The sequence below is a fragment of the Nocardioides jiangsuensis genome, from assembly GCF_019679455.1.
GTDB lineage: Bacteria > Actinomycetota > Actinomycetes > Propionibacteriales > Nocardioidaceae > Nocardioides_C > Nocardioides_C jiangsuensis.
On sequence record NZ_JAIEZQ010000002.1, the window covers coordinates 412593 to 426794 of the forward strand.

General features: G+C 72.4%; 16 protein-coding genes. 10 read left to right on the top strand and 6 right to left on the bottom strand.

Annotation, left to right across the window (positions count from 1 at the left end; genetic code table 11):
- Nucleotides 1-233 precede the first annotated feature (233 nt).
- A complete protein-coding gene (locus K1X13_RS10465; protein WP_221025012.1) occupies nucleotides 234-1142 on the bottom strand; it encodes a hypothetical protein in 909 nt (302 codons plus the stop codon).
- A 176-nt stretch (nucleotides 1143-1318) separates the two neighbouring features.
- Here K1X13_RS10465 and K1X13_RS10470 point away from each other — a divergent pair, with 176 nt between their 5' ends.
- Genes K1X13_RS10470 through K1X13_RS10490 form a run of 5 tightly spaced genes read left to right on the top strand, consistent with a single transcriptional unit; the run spans nucleotide 1319 to nucleotide 6465 of the window.
- Nucleotides 1319-2497 carry a peptidoglycan-binding protein gene (locus tag K1X13_RS10470; protein ID WP_221025013.1) on the top strand — a complete coding sequence of 393 codons (1179 nt, stop codon included), beginning with the start codon at nucleotides 1319-1321 and terminating at the stop codon, nucleotides 2495-2497.
- Between the two features lie 5 nt (nucleotides 2498-2502).
- Nucleotides 2503-3177 (top strand): ABC transporter ATP-binding protein, encoded by a 675-nt coding sequence (locus K1X13_RS10475; protein ID WP_221025014.1) that lies wholly within the window; start codon nucleotides 2503-2505, stop codon nucleotides 3175-3177.
- Complete coding sequence (locus K1X13_RS10480; protein WP_308249501.1) at nucleotides 3174-4427, top strand: ABC transporter permease; 1254 nt, start codon at nucleotides 3174-3176, stop codon at nucleotides 4425-4427. The genes K1X13_RS10475 and K1X13_RS10480 overlap by 4 nt, the downstream gene beginning before the upstream one ends.
- Nucleotides 4424-5116, top strand: a complete 693-nt coding sequence (locus K1X13_RS10485; RefSeq protein ID WP_221025015.1) for a response regulator transcription factor — start codon at nucleotides 4424-4426, stop codon at nucleotides 5114-5116. The genes K1X13_RS10480 and K1X13_RS10485 overlap by 4 nt, the downstream gene beginning before the upstream one ends.
- Nucleotides 5113-6465 (top strand): ATP-binding protein, encoded by a 1353-nt coding sequence (locus K1X13_RS10490; RefSeq protein WP_221025016.1) that lies wholly within the window; start codon nucleotides 5113-5115, stop codon nucleotides 6463-6465. Before K1X13_RS10485 ends, K1X13_RS10490 begins: the two co-directional genes overlap by 4 nt.
- Here K1X13_RS10490 and K1X13_RS10495 read toward each other — a convergent pair whose 3' ends face one another.
- The 4 genes from K1X13_RS10495 to K1X13_RS10510 are packed head-to-tail and all read right to left on the bottom strand — an operon-like array spanning nucleotide 6466 to nucleotide 9767.
- The gene (locus tag K1X13_RS10495; protein ID WP_221025017.1) at nucleotides 6466-7374 is read right to left on the bottom strand and encodes a hypothetical protein; all 909 of its coding nucleotides are present in this window, start codon (nucleotides 7372-7374) and stop codon (nucleotides 6466-6468) included.
- 23 nt (nucleotides 7375-7397) lie between these two features.
- A complete protein-coding gene (locus K1X13_RS10500; protein WP_221025018.1) occupies nucleotides 7398-7952 on the bottom strand; it encodes a hypothetical protein in 555 nt (184 codons plus the stop codon).
- Nucleotides 7952-8764: an ABC transporter permease gene (locus K1X13_RS10505; protein WP_221025019.1), complete on the bottom strand. Its 813-nt coding sequence runs from the start codon at nucleotides 8762-8764 to the stop codon at nucleotides 7952-7954. Before K1X13_RS10505 ends, K1X13_RS10500 begins: the two co-directional genes overlap by 1 nt.
- Nucleotides 8757-9767: an ABC transporter ATP-binding protein gene (locus K1X13_RS10510; protein WP_221025020.1), complete on the bottom strand. Its 1011-nt coding sequence runs from the start codon at nucleotides 9765-9767 to the stop codon at nucleotides 8757-8759. The genes K1X13_RS10505 and K1X13_RS10510 overlap by 8 nt, the downstream gene beginning before the upstream one ends.
- A 189-nt stretch (nucleotides 9768-9956) precedes the next feature.
- Between K1X13_RS10510 and K1X13_RS10515 the strand changes: the two genes are divergently transcribed.
- The 5 genes from K1X13_RS10515 to K1X13_RS10535 all read left to right on the top strand — a co-directional run bounded on the left by K1X13_RS10515 (nucleotide 9957) and on the right by K1X13_RS10535 (nucleotide 13772).
- The gene (locus K1X13_RS10515) at nucleotides 9957-10901 is read left to right on the top strand and encodes a coiled-coil domain-containing protein (protein WP_221025021.1); all 945 of its coding nucleotides are present in this window, start codon (nucleotides 9957-9959) and stop codon (nucleotides 10899-10901) included.
- Between the two features lie 19 nt (nucleotides 10902-10920).
- Nucleotides 10921-11706, top strand: coding sequence for a sulfite exporter TauE/SafE family protein (locus tag K1X13_RS10520; RefSeq protein WP_221025022.1), 786 nt, complete (start codon nucleotides 10921-10923; stop codon nucleotides 11704-11706).
- 4 nt (nucleotides 11707-11710) lie between these two features.
- Entirely contained in the window at nucleotides 11711-12346 is a 636-nt protein-coding gene (locus K1X13_RS10525) for a YigZ family protein (protein ID WP_221025023.1), read from the top strand.
- A gap of 209 nt (nucleotides 12347-12555) precedes the next feature.
- Nucleotides 12556-13347 carry an alpha/beta fold hydrolase gene (locus tag K1X13_RS10530; protein ID WP_221026010.1) on the top strand — a complete coding sequence of 264 codons (792 nt, stop codon included), beginning with the start codon at nucleotides 12556-12558 and terminating at the stop codon, nucleotides 13345-13347.
- A 128-nt stretch (nucleotides 13348-13475) separates the two neighbouring features.
- Nucleotides 13476-13772: a hypothetical protein gene (locus K1X13_RS10535; RefSeq protein WP_221025024.1), complete on the top strand. Its 297-nt coding sequence runs from the start codon at nucleotides 13476-13478 to the stop codon at nucleotides 13770-13772.
- 18 nt (nucleotides 13773-13790) lie between these two features.
- On the opposite strand, the gene K1X13_RS10540 is transcribed toward K1X13_RS10535, so the two are convergent.
- The gene (locus K1X13_RS10540; protein WP_221025025.1) at nucleotides 13791-14150 is read right to left on the bottom strand and encodes a YciI family protein; all 360 of its coding nucleotides are present in this window, start codon (nucleotides 14148-14150) and stop codon (nucleotides 13791-13793) included.
- Nucleotides 14151-14202 lie beyond the last annotated feature (52 nt).

Consider the following 14202-nt stretch of genomic DNA (forward strand, 5'->3'; position numbering starts at 1 on the left):
CAGAGCCCATGGATCTCGGTGCGGAAGGCTCCCCCGGGTGGGAGTCTGAGAGAACGGCTCGGCTTTCTCAGCGTCCGCTCAGCCTGCTCGTCGCAACACCCCTACACAGGGGGAACCTGGGGTGGTCCTTTCAGGTGCCCTCGGGCCATCGAAACGGCGCAGCAACGGTCATATGCCGTCGTACGCGACTATCCGTACCGACCCGCCCACGTTCCGCGATTCCAAGACGAACCTCAGCCGCTCACAGGTCGGCCGAACACCTCGATCTCCACCTCGCGGAACACCTCGTCGGTGTGCTCGAGCTGGCACTCGAGGTCGGCGAGGGACACGGCGATCTCTTCCTGCTGGAGCTTCTCGAGGGCGGCCGCGCGGGGGCCGGTCAACGTCCTCGGGTCGTCGCCCTCGAGGAGCTCGTCGAGCCGCTCCTGGTACTCCTCGATGATGGCGTCCTGGTCGTCCTCGTACTCGTAGCCCCGGTCGCGCATGCACTCGGTCCAGGCGTCCTGGGCCTGGATGATCCGCGGGTCGTTCTCGACCAGGACGTCCTTGGGGTTCACGTAGGTGCCCTTCAGCTGGGCAGGGGTGAAGACCTGCGCGACGGCCTTGCGCGTGCAGCCACCGGTGGAGGAGAAGTCCTCCTCGTCGAAGGTGAACACGAAGTCCGCGTTCGGGTCGTCGCCCCACAGGGTCCGGCTGTAGGCCTCGCGGTCGCTCGGCGGCAACGCCCTCCAGATCGCGAGGTTGGGTCCGAGGCCGGTGTCCCGGACGGGGTTGTCGTAGCGTGTGGTGACCCCGAGGCCCCACTTCTCCTTGTAGGAGCGGCGGGTGTAGCCGGGGTCCATCCGGACCCGGGACTGGGCCAGCTCGATCGTCTTCACGTCGACCGGGATGTACTCGAACCCGGCCTCGGTCATGCAGTCGGCGATGCGCGCCTGGGTCTCCTCCACGTGGTCGACGAACTCCACCTCGGTCAGCCCGAACTCCTTGACGCCCGGGAGACGGTCACCGCCCTGTGCCTCCTGCCCTGGAGAGGCGCCGCCCCCACAGCCGGAGACGGCCAGCAGCGCTCCGGCCGCGACGAGCGCCGCCGGCCGACCGGCCGGACGGGGGCACCGGGTCCCGGGTTGTGAGTGTCTGGACACGACTGGCCTCCTCGATGCGTCCGCGGACTGAGTCGATGACAGCACGCCCCGGCTGAACGTCACCTGACCATGCCGTGCGCAGCGTTCAGGGTCCCGTCAGCACCACGGTGCCAACCTGACGGTCAGGGAGACCTCCCGGAGTGTCCTCGGAGTCGCGGAGAGGCGAGGTGGTCGGGATGAGGCGTCGAAGCCTGGTGGTCCTGGTGGTCGCCGCAGTCGCCGTGTCGTCCGCTGCCACCTGGGTCGCCGCGGACCAAGTGCGGTCGCCGGCGGAGGCGGCCGCGCGCACCGCGCCGCCGGTGGCGTCGCCGATCCTCGTCCCCGTGGTCGACCAGGTGCTCTCCACGCGGGTCGTGACCCGCGGCACCGCCCACTTCGGCTCCCCGAGGCAGCTGCGGGTCACTCCGTCGTACCTGAAGGTCGGCGTCCAGGTGGTCACCCGGCTGCCTTCCACGGGGACGGTGGTGACCGCCGGTGACGTGTTGGCGACCGTCTCCGGGCGACCGGTGTTCGTGCTGGAGGGGCGGCAGCCCGCGTACCGCGACCTCGGGCCCGGCATGACGGGCCAGGACGTCGGACAGCTCGAACGCGCGCTGCGCCGGGCGCGCCTCTCCCCGGGCGCCGTCGACGGCGTGTACGACGCCGCCACGGGGCGTGCGGTCAGCGCGCTCTACCGGCAGCACGGCTTCGAACCCATGGTCGCCACCGCCGCGGAGGTGGCGCGGACCCGGCCGGCCGAGGCAGACCTGCTCCCGGGGTCCCAGTCCGGCGACGGGGTTCAGCTGCCGGCGGACGAGGTCGTGTTCGTGCCGACGGTCCCGCTGCGGATCACGGAGCGGCGCGTCGACCTCGGTGACGCCCCGCACGGGCCCCTGCTGACGGTGACCGACTCCGACGTGGTCGTCGACGGGCTGGTCCCGGTCGAGCAGGCGGGGCGTGTCCGCACCGGGGCGAAGGTGCTCGTCGAGGAGCCCGCGCTCGGCATCGACACGGTCGGTCGGGTCCGCCGGGTCGCCTCACGGCCGGGAACCGAGGGCGCCGACGGGTTCCACGTGTTCTTCGAGGTGGCGGTGGAGCGACCGCCGTTGGCCCTGGTCGGCGCGTCCGTGCGGCTCACCATCCCGATCCGCACCACGCGCTCCTCCCAGCTGACCGTCCCGGTGAGTGCCGTGTCGATGGGCGCGGACGGGGGGGCGCGCGTGCAGAAGTCCGTGCGGGGCGAGCTGAGCTTCGTGCCCGTGAAGACGGGGTTCTCGGCCGACGGCTACGTCAGCGTGACACCGTCCCAGGGTTCTCTGGCGGCCGGCGACCTCGTGGTCGTCGGTTACAAGGCGGACCGGAAAGCCGGAGGGTGATCCGGATGCCGCCGCTGGTGCAGCTCGTCGACGTCAGCAGAAGCTACGGCAGCGTCGCGCCGGTCAGGGCGCTCCGCGGCGTGGACCTCGAGGTGGACTCCGGTGAGCTGGTCTCGGTCGTCGGCGCCTCGGGGTCCGGCAAGACCACCCTGCTCAACATCATCGGCTGCCTCGACAGACCGACCACGGGGTCGTACCGGCTCGACGGCGTCGACGCCGACAGCCTCAGCGACAGCCGCCGGGCCGGCCTGCGCAGCCGGCTGCTCGGCTTCGTGTTCCAGTCGTTCCACCTGCTCAGCTACCGCACGGTCCTCGAGAACGTGATGCTCGCCGAGGTCTACGGACGCCGGGAGTGGGCGGGCCGGGCCGAGCGGGCCCGGAACGCCTTGGCGGCGGTGGGCATCGAGGACCGTGCCGACACCGTCCCCACCCGGCTCTCCGGCGGGCAGCGGCAGCGGGTGGCGATCGCCCGAGCCATCGTCAACCAGCCGCGGATGCTCCTGTGCGACGAGCCGACCGGGAACCTCGACTCGGTCACCGCGGCCGGGATCCTCGAGCTGCTGGGCGGACTGTACGAGGCGGGCCTCACCGTCATCGTGATCACCCATGACCCCGGTGTCGCCGAGTGGTCCCAGCGGCAAGTGCGCCTGGTCGACGGCCGGATCGGGAGCGACCGGTGACCCGCGGCGAGGTCGACCGGACCTGGACCGGGGCGGAGCCCGCCCCGTCGCGGATGTGGCCGCGCGACCTCGTCCTCGAGTCGTTCGCCGGAATGTTCGCGCGCCCCGGGCGCATGATGCTGACCATCCTCGGCACGAGCATCGGGCTCGCCGCACTGGTGGCGACGCTGGGCCTCTCGCGTACGGCGGGCAACCAGATCATCGGCCGGTTCGACGAGCTGGCCGCGACCGAGATCACCGTCTCGGCGCTACCGGCCGAGGAGGGAAGGCCCGCCAACGACCTCCCGTGGGACGCGGCCGCCCGGATGCAACGGCTGAACGGTGTGGTGGCGGCCGGCACCCTGAGCAACGTCGACGTCGGCGGTGACCTGGTCCGGGGCACCCCGGTCGACGCGCCGGGGCGACGGGCCGCCTTCAAGGTGCCGGTGGAGGCCGCTTCGCCGGACCTGTTCACCGCGGTGCGCGCCCGGCTGCGCGAGGGACGCCTGCCCGACGTCGGGCACTCGCAGCGGGCCGACAAGGTCGCGGTGCTCGGACCGAACGCGGCCCGGCTGCTCGGCGTCCAGCGGGTGGACGGGCTGCCCGCGATCAGCATCGGCGACGAAGTCTTCCTGGTGGTCGCCGTGCTCGAGAGCGTGGAGCGCAAGCACGACCTCCTGAGCTCGGTGATCATCCCCGAGGGGACGGCGCGGCGGGGATACCACCTCGCGTCACCGGAGTCGGTCGTGGTGGAGACGCGAGTGGGCGCGGCGAGCCTGCTCGCGGAGCAGGCCCCGCTGGCGCTCCGCCCGGACCACCCGCTCGGTCTCCAGGTGGCCTCGCCCGAGCAGCCGCAGCGGATGCGGGCGGGGATCCGCAGCGACCTCGACCTGCTCTTCCTCATGCTCGGGGGCGTCTCGCTGCTGGTGGGGGCGATCGGCATCGCCAACGTCACGCTCGTCTCCGTGATGGAACGGGTCGGTGAGATCGGGCTGCGCCGTGCGCTGGGCGCCTCGCGGCGTCACATTGCTACCCAGTTCCTCCTGGAGAGTGCCACGATGGGTGCCGTGGGCGGGGTGCTGGGCGCGAGCGCCGGGATGCTGGTCGTCGTCGGGGTGGCGACGTACCAGTCCTGGACCCCGGTGGTGGACCCGTCGGTCCCGCTCCTCGCGCCCGTGGTGGGTGGGCTCACCGGGCTGGTCGCCGGGCTCTACCCGGCTCTCCGGGCGGCGCGGCTCGAACCGGTCGAGGCGTTGCGGGCGGGGACATGAAGGTGCTGCTCGTCGAGGACGACAAGAGGATCGCGGCCGCGGTCAAGCGCGGTCTGGACGCGGAGGGCTTCGCCGTGGAGGTCGCGCTCGACGGTGCGGAAGGTCTGTGGCACGCCACGGAGTACCGCTACGACCTCGTCGTCCTGGACCTGATGCTGCCCCGGATGAGCGGGTTCGAGGTCTGCCGCGAGCTCCGGTCCCGCGGGATCTGGACGCCGATCCTCGTGCTCACGGCGAAGGACGGGGTATCGGACCAGACCGAGGCGCTCGACACCGGCGCCGACGACTACCTGACGAAGCCGTTCTCGTTCCCCGTCCTCGTCTCGCACGTGCGGGCCCTGCTCCGTCGGACGTCGGGCGGCGTGCCGGTGCCGATCGAGGTCGGCGACCTCCGGCTGGACTCGTCGCGGCACCGCTGCTGGCGCGGCGAGGTCGAGATCACGCTCACCCCGCGCGAGTTCGCGGTGCTCGAGTACCTGATGCGCAGGGCCGACCTGGTCAACCCGAAGTTCGAGATCCTCGACGGCGTCTGGGACTACGACTTCGAGGGCGACCCGAACATCGTCGAGGTCTACATCAGACGGCTGCGACGCAAGATCGACGAGCCGTTCGGCCGCCACGACCTGGAGACCGTGCGGGGCGCGGGATACCGGCTCGGCGGCAGCGGGACCGTCGAGAGCCTGAGATGAGGCGCCCGAGCACCGTCCGGTCGAAGGTCACCCTCCTGGCCACGCTGCTGGTGGCGGTCATGCTCTCCGTCAGCGCGGTCGGGATCGTGCTGACCCAGCAGCGGGTGCTCAGCCACGGCATCGACGAGGCGCTGATCCAGCGCGCCGACAACATCGAGGCCGACGTGGTGGCCGGCTCGTTCGGTGCGAGGCTGCCGAGTGAGGGCGACCCCGAGGACACCTTCCTGCAGGTGGTCGCGCCCGACGGCACCGTGCTGGCGGCGAGCGAGAACGCAGCCGAGCTGCCGCCCGCGGTCCCCGCGCTCCGGGCGGGCCAGGGACAGGTCACGGTGACCGTCTCCGACGTCCCCCTGAGCAACGGCGAGTTCCGGGTCCTCGCCCGCCCCCTCGGCGAGGGCCGGCCGGACACCCTGGTCGTCGCCAAGAACCTCGACGACGTGAACGAGAGCGTGGGCACCCTGACCACGTCGCTGGCGGTCGCCGTCCCGCTGGTGGTCGCGCTGCTGGCCCTGCTGCTGTGGTGGCTGACCGGGCGGGTGCTCCGCCCGGTCGAGGCGATCCGGACCGAGGTCGCGAGCATCAAGGGCGACGAGCTGGACCGGCGGGTGCCGACGTCGCGCTCCGACGACGAGATCTCGCGGCTGGCCCGGACCATGAACGCGATGCTCGACCGGGTCGAGCAGGCGACGGACCGGCAGCGCAGGTTCGTCGCCGACGCCTCGCACGAGCTGCGCGGACCGCTGACCCGCATCCGCTCGAGCCTCGAGGTCGCGATCGAGCATCCCGGCGTCATGAACACCGACGACCTCTGTCGCGACCTGCTGGCGGACACCGTGGACCTGCAGAAGCTGGTCGACGACCTGCTGTTCCTCGCTCGGGCCGAGTCAGGCGTCTTCGCCCGGCCCCACGACGTCGTCGACCTCGACGACGTCGTCCTCGAGGAGGCGCGTCGGCTGCGGGAGCGGGGGTGCGTGCGGGTGGACACCAGCGCGGTCACCGCCGCGCGGACGCGGGGGAGCGGGGACGATCTGGCTCGTGCGGTCCGCAACCTGGCGAGCAACGCGGAGCGGCACGCCACGGGGTGTGTGGCCTTCGGGCTGCGCGAGTCCGACGGTCGGTGCGAGGTGGTCGTCAGCGACGACGGTCCCGGGATCGCCCCCGAGGACCGGATGGTGGTGTTCAAGCGGTTCACCAGGCTCGACGAGGCCCGCTCCCGCGACGGAGGAGGAGCGGGCCTCGGCCTCGCGATCGTGCACGACATCGTCACGGCGCACCACGGGACGGTGCGCATCCTCGGAGTCGAGCCGCACGGTTCCCGGTTCGTGGTGGACCTTCCGAGTGTCGAGTGATCAGGGGGACGCGACCTCGGAGCGGGGCGTCTGGCCGAACACGTCGGCGCTGATCCGGTAGGCGCGGTCCTCGAGCGCACGTGCGTCCTCGCGCACCTCGGCCAGCTCCTCCGGCGAGAGCCTGCGGAAGTCGACCAGCTCGAGCACCTCCTTCGACTCGTCGTTCTCGCCGCGCCAGCCCACCCGGACCACGCCCACGCCGGGTGCGTAGTACTTGTCCTGGAAGGCGTCGGGGATCGTGCGCTCGAACTCCTCGACGACCACCACGTCCGAGTAGCACGCTTCGGGGACACAGGTCCGCTCACCCGTCTTGTAGACGCGACCGCGATCGACCCAGTTGATCGGCTTCGGCGCGAACCCCTGCGCGTAGTCGGGGGTCCCGGTCCGGGGATCGGCGGGGATGGTGATGCCAGCGGTGGCGCCGGCGATCCCGTGGACCCAGGCGGGGGCCTTGTCGAACTCGCCGTCCTCCCACTCCTCGGGGTACTCGCCCATGTGCCAGATGTTGCCGTCCTCGTCCTGGGCGAACAGCGCCAGCTCGGTCTCGACCAGCTCGCCGTCGGTGTAGTCGCGCTCCCACACGACCACGTTCGGCACGCCGTCGATCACCTTGACCAGGTCCGTCACGATGATGGTCACGCCGTGGTGCAGGCGCTCGCCCTCCTCGATCGAGGACCCCCGGTAGTCGGCCCGCGTGCCGGGCTCCAGCGGGTACCAGCGGTGGTCGACCTGCGCGGACTCGGCGAACCGGTCCGGGTGGTAGTCCTCGGCAGAGACCCAGGCGTCGGCGTCGCTCGTCGGCGTCTCCTCGTCCGTGCCCCTCTGTCCCTCGGCGGACGTACCTCCGCAGGCACTCGCTCCGAGGACCAACAAGGCGGCCGCTACCGGCCATCCGAATGATCGTCGCACCGCCTACCCCCTTTCGTAGGACGCTACCGGTGACGGCGTCGACGCACGAGCGTCGCGCCGAGAAGGGCGAGGACGCCGGCCGGCGTCCACAGGACCAGGCCGAGGACCTGCCCCGAGTCGACCTCGCGCTGCCCGCCGACCGTGAGGTCCAGGGGGCCGCTCGAGGCCACCGGGCCGGCGGCCTCGCCGGTGACCGACACGAACAGGACGAGCGGGCCGCTGGTCACCGCCTGCACGTCCCAGGTCAGGGTGGTGGACGCACCCGGTGCGAGCTCGTCGACGTACTGGGTGCGCTGGGCGGACCAGTCCTCGGGGTCGACGTACACGTCCGGATCGGTCGTGAGGATGCTCAGGTGGGCGACCAGCCCGGTCCGCGCCAGCTCCGAGGCGTTGGTGACCGTCGACTCGAAGGAGATCCTCTCGCCGGGGCCGGCCGTGGCGGCGTCCTGGTCCAGCCGCACCTCGACCGCCGGTGCCGCCGGCTCGGACTGCGCCGCCGCGCCGCCGGCGAACCCCAGCGGGAGCAGGGCGGCGAGGGTGGCCGCGAGGAGCCCGAGGCGGGCCGGCAGGGTCCGCATCAGCCACTCCTCGGGAGGAGAGAGAGTCGCCCGGCGAGGGCCAGGGCGAGGGTCAGGATCCCGGCCGCGGCCAGCGCCGGTACGACGAGCAGCGGCAGGTCCTGCGTCAGCGTGTGGGCGTTGATGACGAGCCGCTCCAGGTACAGCAGGGCGGACGTGAACGGGTCCAGCTTCAGCAGCGTCTCCCCGGCCCAGCCTCGCGAGGCCTCGGCCGGCAGCTGGTGGGGCGCGTAGAGCCCGAGGAGCAGGAAGAAGCTGAGCGCCAGGCTGAGCCCGTTGGACTGCGAGAAGGTCGTGACCAGCAGCCCGACGCCGGTCAGGAACAGAGCCAGCAGGGTGCCGGCGAGGAAGGTGCCGGCGGCCGCGCTGCCGAACGTGCCGACGTCGCGGCCGATCCACCACAGGTAGGGCAGCGCCAGCAGGAAGGCGCCGAACCACAGCGACATCGCGGCGACGCCCTTGCCGATGAGCAGCGAGCGGCGGGGGACCGGGGTGAGCAGGAGCGTCTCGAGGGTGCCGCGTTCCCGCTCCCCGCTCACGGCGTCGGCCGCCACCAGCACCACCAGGAGGCCGCCGACCGCGACGGTCACCTGGACGGTCAGGGCGACCGCCTCGCGCTGCTCGAGGAAGTTCAGCTCCTGGTTGGTCGCGATGAGGTACGTCGTGATGCTCAGCAACGTCGTGTGGGCCAGCATCACCGCGAGGCCGCGCCCGGAGAGCCACAGGTCGCGCAGCTCCTGCTCCGCCATCACCAGCCAGGGGGACTCGGCCGCCGCCGTCGTCGCGGGGCGGGTGCGCGTGGCCTCACTCATCGCCGTCGCCCCGCGTGACCCGCAGGAAGGCGTCGCTGAGCCGGCCGCCCTCGACCGAGAACCCGAGCACCGGGACGCCGGCGTCGAGCAGGCAGCGCAGCGCGGCCGCGGAGGAGTCCTCGGGGGCGACGTCGCCGGGCAGCTCCAGCCGGACCATGCCGAGGTGGCCGTTGGCGCCGGGCTCGGCCGGGACGTGGTGCGCGGCCAGGGTGTCCAGCGCCCGGGCCCGGTGGTCCGCGGGGACCTCCAGCCGACCCTCGCGGGGGGCGGCTGCCCGGCGTACCACCTCGGCCATCGTCCCGTCCGCGACGACCCGGCCACGGTTCAAGATGACCACCCGGTCGCAGATCTGCTCGACCTCGTCGAGGACGTGTGTGCTGAGCACGACGGTGACGCCGTGCTCGCGGGCGATGCGGGTGACGAGGTCCAGCACCTGCCGCTGGCCGAACGGGTCGAGCCCCAGGGTGGGCTCGTCCAGGAACACGACCTCGGGGTCGTTCACCAGGGCCCGGGCGATGCCCAGCCGCTGCCGCATGCCGCGGCTCAGCCCGGCGATCAGGGACCGACGCCGGTCCTCCAGACCGACCTCGCCGAGCAGCCGGGCGGCGAGCGCGCGGGCGTCGCGTCGCCGGACGCCGAAGAGCCGGGCGTGCAGCGTCAGCCACTCCTCGCAGGTCTGGCCGCGCGGGTAGCCCGCGCTCTCCGGCAGCACCCCCACGGCGCGCCGGATCCGCACAGGGTCGGTGTGCGCGACGCCGGCGACCCGGAAGCTCCCGGCGTCGCAGCGCAGCACGGTCGACAGCATCCGGATCAGCGTGGTCTTGCCGGCGCCGTTCGGCCCGAGCAGGCCGAGGACGACGCCGCGCTCCACGAGCAGTTCGACGGAGTCCACCGCCACGCGAGCACCGTAGGAACGGGTCAGGCCGTGCGTCTCGAGCGCCGGGCCGGTCTGCGGGCGGGTCCCTCCGGCCACCTGGCCCGTCCCTCCCGTGATCACGTCCATCGACCCTCCGCTCGGGGTGCCGGACCTCGTCGGGCTCCGCATGTGCTCGGATCTTCGAGGGTAGGCAGCCGCGGCTGAACGTTCGCTGAACACGGGCCACGCCCCCGCGCCTGGACCGGCCGGCCGGCCACCGCCGCGGGATGCCGTAAGAGGGCCTCGTCAGGGGGCGCCACCACCTAGGGTGAGCGCGTGACCGACGCGCACCAGGTACAGGAACAGCTCGAGCGGGCCGCGGCCGCACGGCTCGAGCACGCCCAGCTCAGGCAGCGGCTCGAGGGCTCCGTGCCGCACCTGCACGACCTCGAGAACCGGGTGGCCGAGCTCCGGCAGCGGCTCCAGGTGGAGACCGCCGACGTCGAGAAGCTGGAGTCGTTCTCGCCCACCAAGGCGTGGGCGGTGCTGAAGGGCTCGCACGCCGCCGACCTCGACCGGGAGAGCGCGGAGCGGGAGGCCGCCCGCTACGCGGTGGCCGAGGCGGAGGCCCGCCGCGACTCGATCACGAGAGACCGCGCCGCGCTGCAGAGCCGGCTGGCGGAGCTCGGCGACGTCGAGACGCAGTACCAGCAGGCCGTCGCGGCCAAGGAGGCCTGGCTCGCCGAGCACGACGCCGAGCGGGCCGCGCCGCTGGCCGAGATCGCCGAGCGCCGCGGTGAGCTGGAGGCGCTGGACCGGGAGGCGCGCGAGGCGCACGACGCCGGCCGGGTCGCCCACGAGCTCCTGTCGCAGGCGTCGGCGATGCTCGGCAGCGCCGGCTCGTGGTCCACGTGGGACGCGTTCGGCGGGGGAGGGCTGCTGACCGACATGATGAAGTACGAGAAGGTCGACCGCGCCACCGAGCTGCTCCGCCGCGCGGACCTCGCGCTGGCCGCGTTCTCCCGCGAGCTGGCCGACGTACACCTGCCCGAGGTGCGCGGCGTCCAGGTCGACCAGATGATGCGCACCTTCGACGTCTGGTTCGACAACATCTTCAGCGACATGGCGGTCCGGTCCCGGATCCAGGACGCCGCGGCCCGGGTCGGGCAGGCGCTGGGCCAGGTGGAGCAGGCCCTGGGTGCGCTGGACCGAAAGATCCGCGACCTCGCCCGCGAGCGCGCCGCCCTCGACGTACGGCGCGAGGAGCTGCTGCTCACCTGAGCCGGTTAGGGTTCACCGGGTGGACGACCCGTCACTGTGGACCCTGGTGCTGCTCGGGCTCGCCGGCCTCCTCGCCGGGTGGGTCGACGCGGTCGTCGGCGGCGGCGGTCTCGTCCAGCTGCCCGCGCTGGTGATCGGGCTCCCCGGAGCCTCGCCGGTGCAGATCCTGGCCACGAACAAGCTCGGGTCGGTCTGCGGTACGACGGTCAGCTCGATGACCTACTACCGGAGGGTCCGGCCGGACCCGCGGACCTTCGTTCCACTGATGGTGCTGGCGTTCTGCGGGTCGGCCGCGGGTGCCGTCGTCGCTTCGAGCATCCCGAAGCAGGCGTTCTACCCGATCATCCTCGTGGTGCTCGTCCTGGTCGGCGCCTACACGCTGCTGCGCCCGTCCATCGGCCACGTCACCGAGCTGCGCTTCGCCGGGCACCACCACACGCTCGCGGCGATGGTGGCCGGGGCGGTGATCGGCTTCTACGACGGCGCGCTCGGCCCGGGGACAGGCTCGTTCTTCGTCTTCGCCCTGGTCGGGCTGCTCGGCTACAGCTTCCTCGAGGCCTCCGCGAAGGCCCGGATCGCGAACTGGGCCACGAACGTGGCGGCGCTGTGCGTATTCATCCCGCAGGGCGCGGTGCTGTGGAAGATCGGGCTCGTCGTCGGGGGCGCGAACCTGGTCGGCGGCTACCTCGGCGCCCGCACGGCGGTGGCGCGCGGCGCCCGCTTCGTCCGCGTCGTGTTCATCGGGGTGGTCGGCGCGTTCACGCTCAAGATCGGCTACGACGTCGTCCGGGCCTGGCTCGGCTGATCCGGTGGAGCCCGTCACGTCGTACCGCACCGTGGCCCGCCCCGCGGTCGCCGAGACCGAGGTGAAGCGCTCCCGGTTCCTGTGCCGGGTCGAGCCGGTGACCACCGAGGACGAGGCCCGCGCCGTGGTCGAGCGGGCGCGCAAGGAGCACTGGGACGCCCGGCACCACTGCTCGGCCTTCGTGCTCGGCCCGGATGCGCAGGTGCAGCGCTCCAGCGATGACGGGGAGCCGTCCGGCACCGCCGGCGCCCCGATGCTCGAGGTGCTGCGCGGCCGGGAGCTCAGCGACGTGGTCGCGGTGGTCACGCGCTACTTCGGCGGCGTCCTGCTCGGGGCCGGCGGGCTGGTCCGCGCGTACTCCGACGCTGTTCGGGCCGGCCTCGACGAGGCCGGGGTGCTCGAGCGCCGGCTGCTGGAGCTGTACAACGTGGTGGTGGACCACGCGGACGCGGGGAGGCTGGAGAACGCGCTGCGCGGCCGCGACGTCGTGGTGCTCGGCGTGGAGTACGGCGCCGCGGCCACCCTGCGCACCGCCGTACCGGCCGACGCCGCAGACCTGCTCCCCGCGGTGCTCGCCGAGCTCACCGGCGGGACCGCGACGGCCCGGCCCGCCGGCACCGCGTGGGTCGACGCCGGCTGACTCAGGCCCCGCCGTTCGGACGTGCAGTCGGGCCCGCAGCTGTCCGGTATGGCCCGATTGGTCGCATCTGCGCGGCGGAAGTGCACGTCGCTGCGGTCGTGCGGCACGGGACCTCTGCCCCTGTGCCGCCCCCGTCGCGGGTGCGACGGTGGAGATGACCGGGCGCGCTCGGTTCCGGGCGCCCCTGAGACGAGAGGCGGGTGCCGCACATGGGCGACTACGTCGACATCGGTCCTGTGCACATGTGGTACGAGACGCGGGGGACCGGCGAGCCGCTGGTCCTGCTGCACGGCGGCCTGGACACCAACGCGTCCTGGGGAGCGCAGCTCGACCCGCTCGCCGCGCACTTCCGGGTGGTCGCGCCCGAGCGCCGCGGGCACGGGCACACGCCCGACGTCGAGGGACCGCTGTCGTACCGGACGATGACGGACGACCTCGCGCGGTTCGTCGACAAGGCGATCGGGGCGCCGGTGCACGTGGTGGGGTGGAGCGACGGCGCGATCGTGGGGGTCATGCTCGCCCTCGCGCGGCCCGACCTGGTGCGCAAGCTCGTGCTGATCGGCGTGAACGTCGACGTGGCGGCGTACGTCCCGCAGTTCGCGGAGGTCGCGCGGCTGCCGGCCGACAGTCCGGAGTTCCACCCGTTCCGCGCGGTCTACGAGGCGGTGTCGCCGGACGGGCCGGAGCACTGGCCGGTGGTGTTCGAGAAGGTGACGAGCATGTGGCGGGCCGAGCCGCAGCTCCCGCTCGCCGACCTGGGCGCGGTGCGGGCGCGCACGCTGGTGATGGTCGGGGACGACGACGTGATCAGCCTCGAGCACACGGTCGCGGTCTACCGCGCCATCCCGGACGCCGAGCTCGCGGTCATTCCCGGCGCCTCGCACGTCGCGGCGATGGAGAAGCCGGACCTGGTGAACACGATCCTGCTCGACTTCCTGCGGCGCGACGCGTCACCCACCGTGATGCCGGTACGGCGGGCCGCGACGACCGCCCACGCCTGACTCGACGCGCCTCCGGGCTCGCCCGGGCGGACTATGGCCGCTCTCGCGGGGGCGGCGTAGCGTCGCAGCCCAGGGAGCCCCGGGACTCCGGGTCCGTCGACTCCGTGGACCCCAGGGAGGGATCACCGATGTCCGCATTCGTCCAGCTCATCGAGTTCACCACGTCCAAGTTCGACGAGATGGAGAAGTTCAACGACGAGTGGCGTGAGCGCTACCCCGAGCGGGGCTACAACTGGTTGGTCATGACCGCGGACAGGGACAAGCCGGGTGCCTACGTCACCATGGTGAGCTTCGACTCGTTCGACGCCGCGATGAAGAACTCCGAGGACCCCCGCACCACCGAGTTCGCCGAGAAGATGGCCGAGCTGACGGATGCGCCACCGGTCTTCCGGAACCTCGACGTGGTGCGCACCGAGGGCACGTAGCGCGCTACGCGTGCCTCATTACCGGGTGTCGGGCAGCGGCTTGAACCGGCGAACCTCCTGTGGCCAGCCGCACGCTTCCGCGACCTTGCCGGCCCACATCTTGGCGGCCTCCTCGTCGGCCACGTCCACCACGGTGAGCCCGCCCAGGAACTCCTTGGTCTCGACGTAGGGCCCGTCGGTGAACGTCAACGTGCCGGTGGTCGCGTCAGCGCTGAAGACCGGGCCGTCCTCCTCCTCCAGTCCCCCGGCGAACACGTACACGCCAGCAGCCTTCATCTCGTTCACGACCGCCATCCCGAGCGGCCCGCGGGCGCGAAACCACTCCTCGCTGTGGTCGCCCACCCACTGCTGGTTGAAGTAGATGAGGTACTCGGTCATGTCTGCTCCTCGTGTCAGTCGCGGACCCGGTGTCCGCCTCTACTTCTACTCC

Coding starts and splice junctions, on each gene's coding strand:
- K1X13_RS10540 (WP_221025025.1), bottom strand. CDS start 14,150: ATGACCGAGTACCTCATCTACTTCAACCAGCAGTGGGTGGGCGACCAC.
- K1X13_RS10490 (WP_221025016.1), top strand. CDS start 5,113: ATGAGGCGCCCGAGCACCGTCCGGTCGAAGGTCACCCTCCTGGCCACG.
- K1X13_RS10510 (WP_221025020.1), bottom strand. CDS start 9,767: ATGGACGTGATCACGGGAGGGACGGGCCAGGTGGCCGGAGGGACCCGC.
- K1X13_RS10535 (WP_221025024.1), top strand. CDS start 13,476: ATGTCCGCATTCGTCCAGCTCATCGAGTTCACCACGTCCAAGTTCGAC.
- K1X13_RS10505 (WP_221025019.1), bottom strand. CDS start 8,764: ATGAGTGAGGCCACGCGCACCCGCCCCGCGACGACGGCGGCGGCCGAG.
- K1X13_RS10530 (WP_221026010.1), top strand. CDS start 12,556: ATGGGCGACTACGTCGACATCGGTCCTGTGCACATGTGGTACGAGACG.
- K1X13_RS10485 (WP_221025015.1), top strand. CDS start 4,424: ATGAAGGTGCTGCTCGTCGAGGACGACAAGAGGATCGCGGCCGCGGTC.
- K1X13_RS10500 (WP_221025018.1), bottom strand. CDS start 7,952: ATGCGGACCCTGCCGGCCCGCCTCGGGCTCCTCGCGGCCACCCTCGCC.
- K1X13_RS10475 (WP_221025014.1), top strand. CDS start 2,503: ATGCCGCCGCTGGTGCAGCTCGTCGACGTCAGCAGAAGCTACGGCAGC.
- K1X13_RS10470 (WP_221025013.1), top strand. CDS start 1,319: ATGAGGCGTCGAAGCCTGGTGGTCCTGGTGGTCGCCGCAGTCGCCGTG.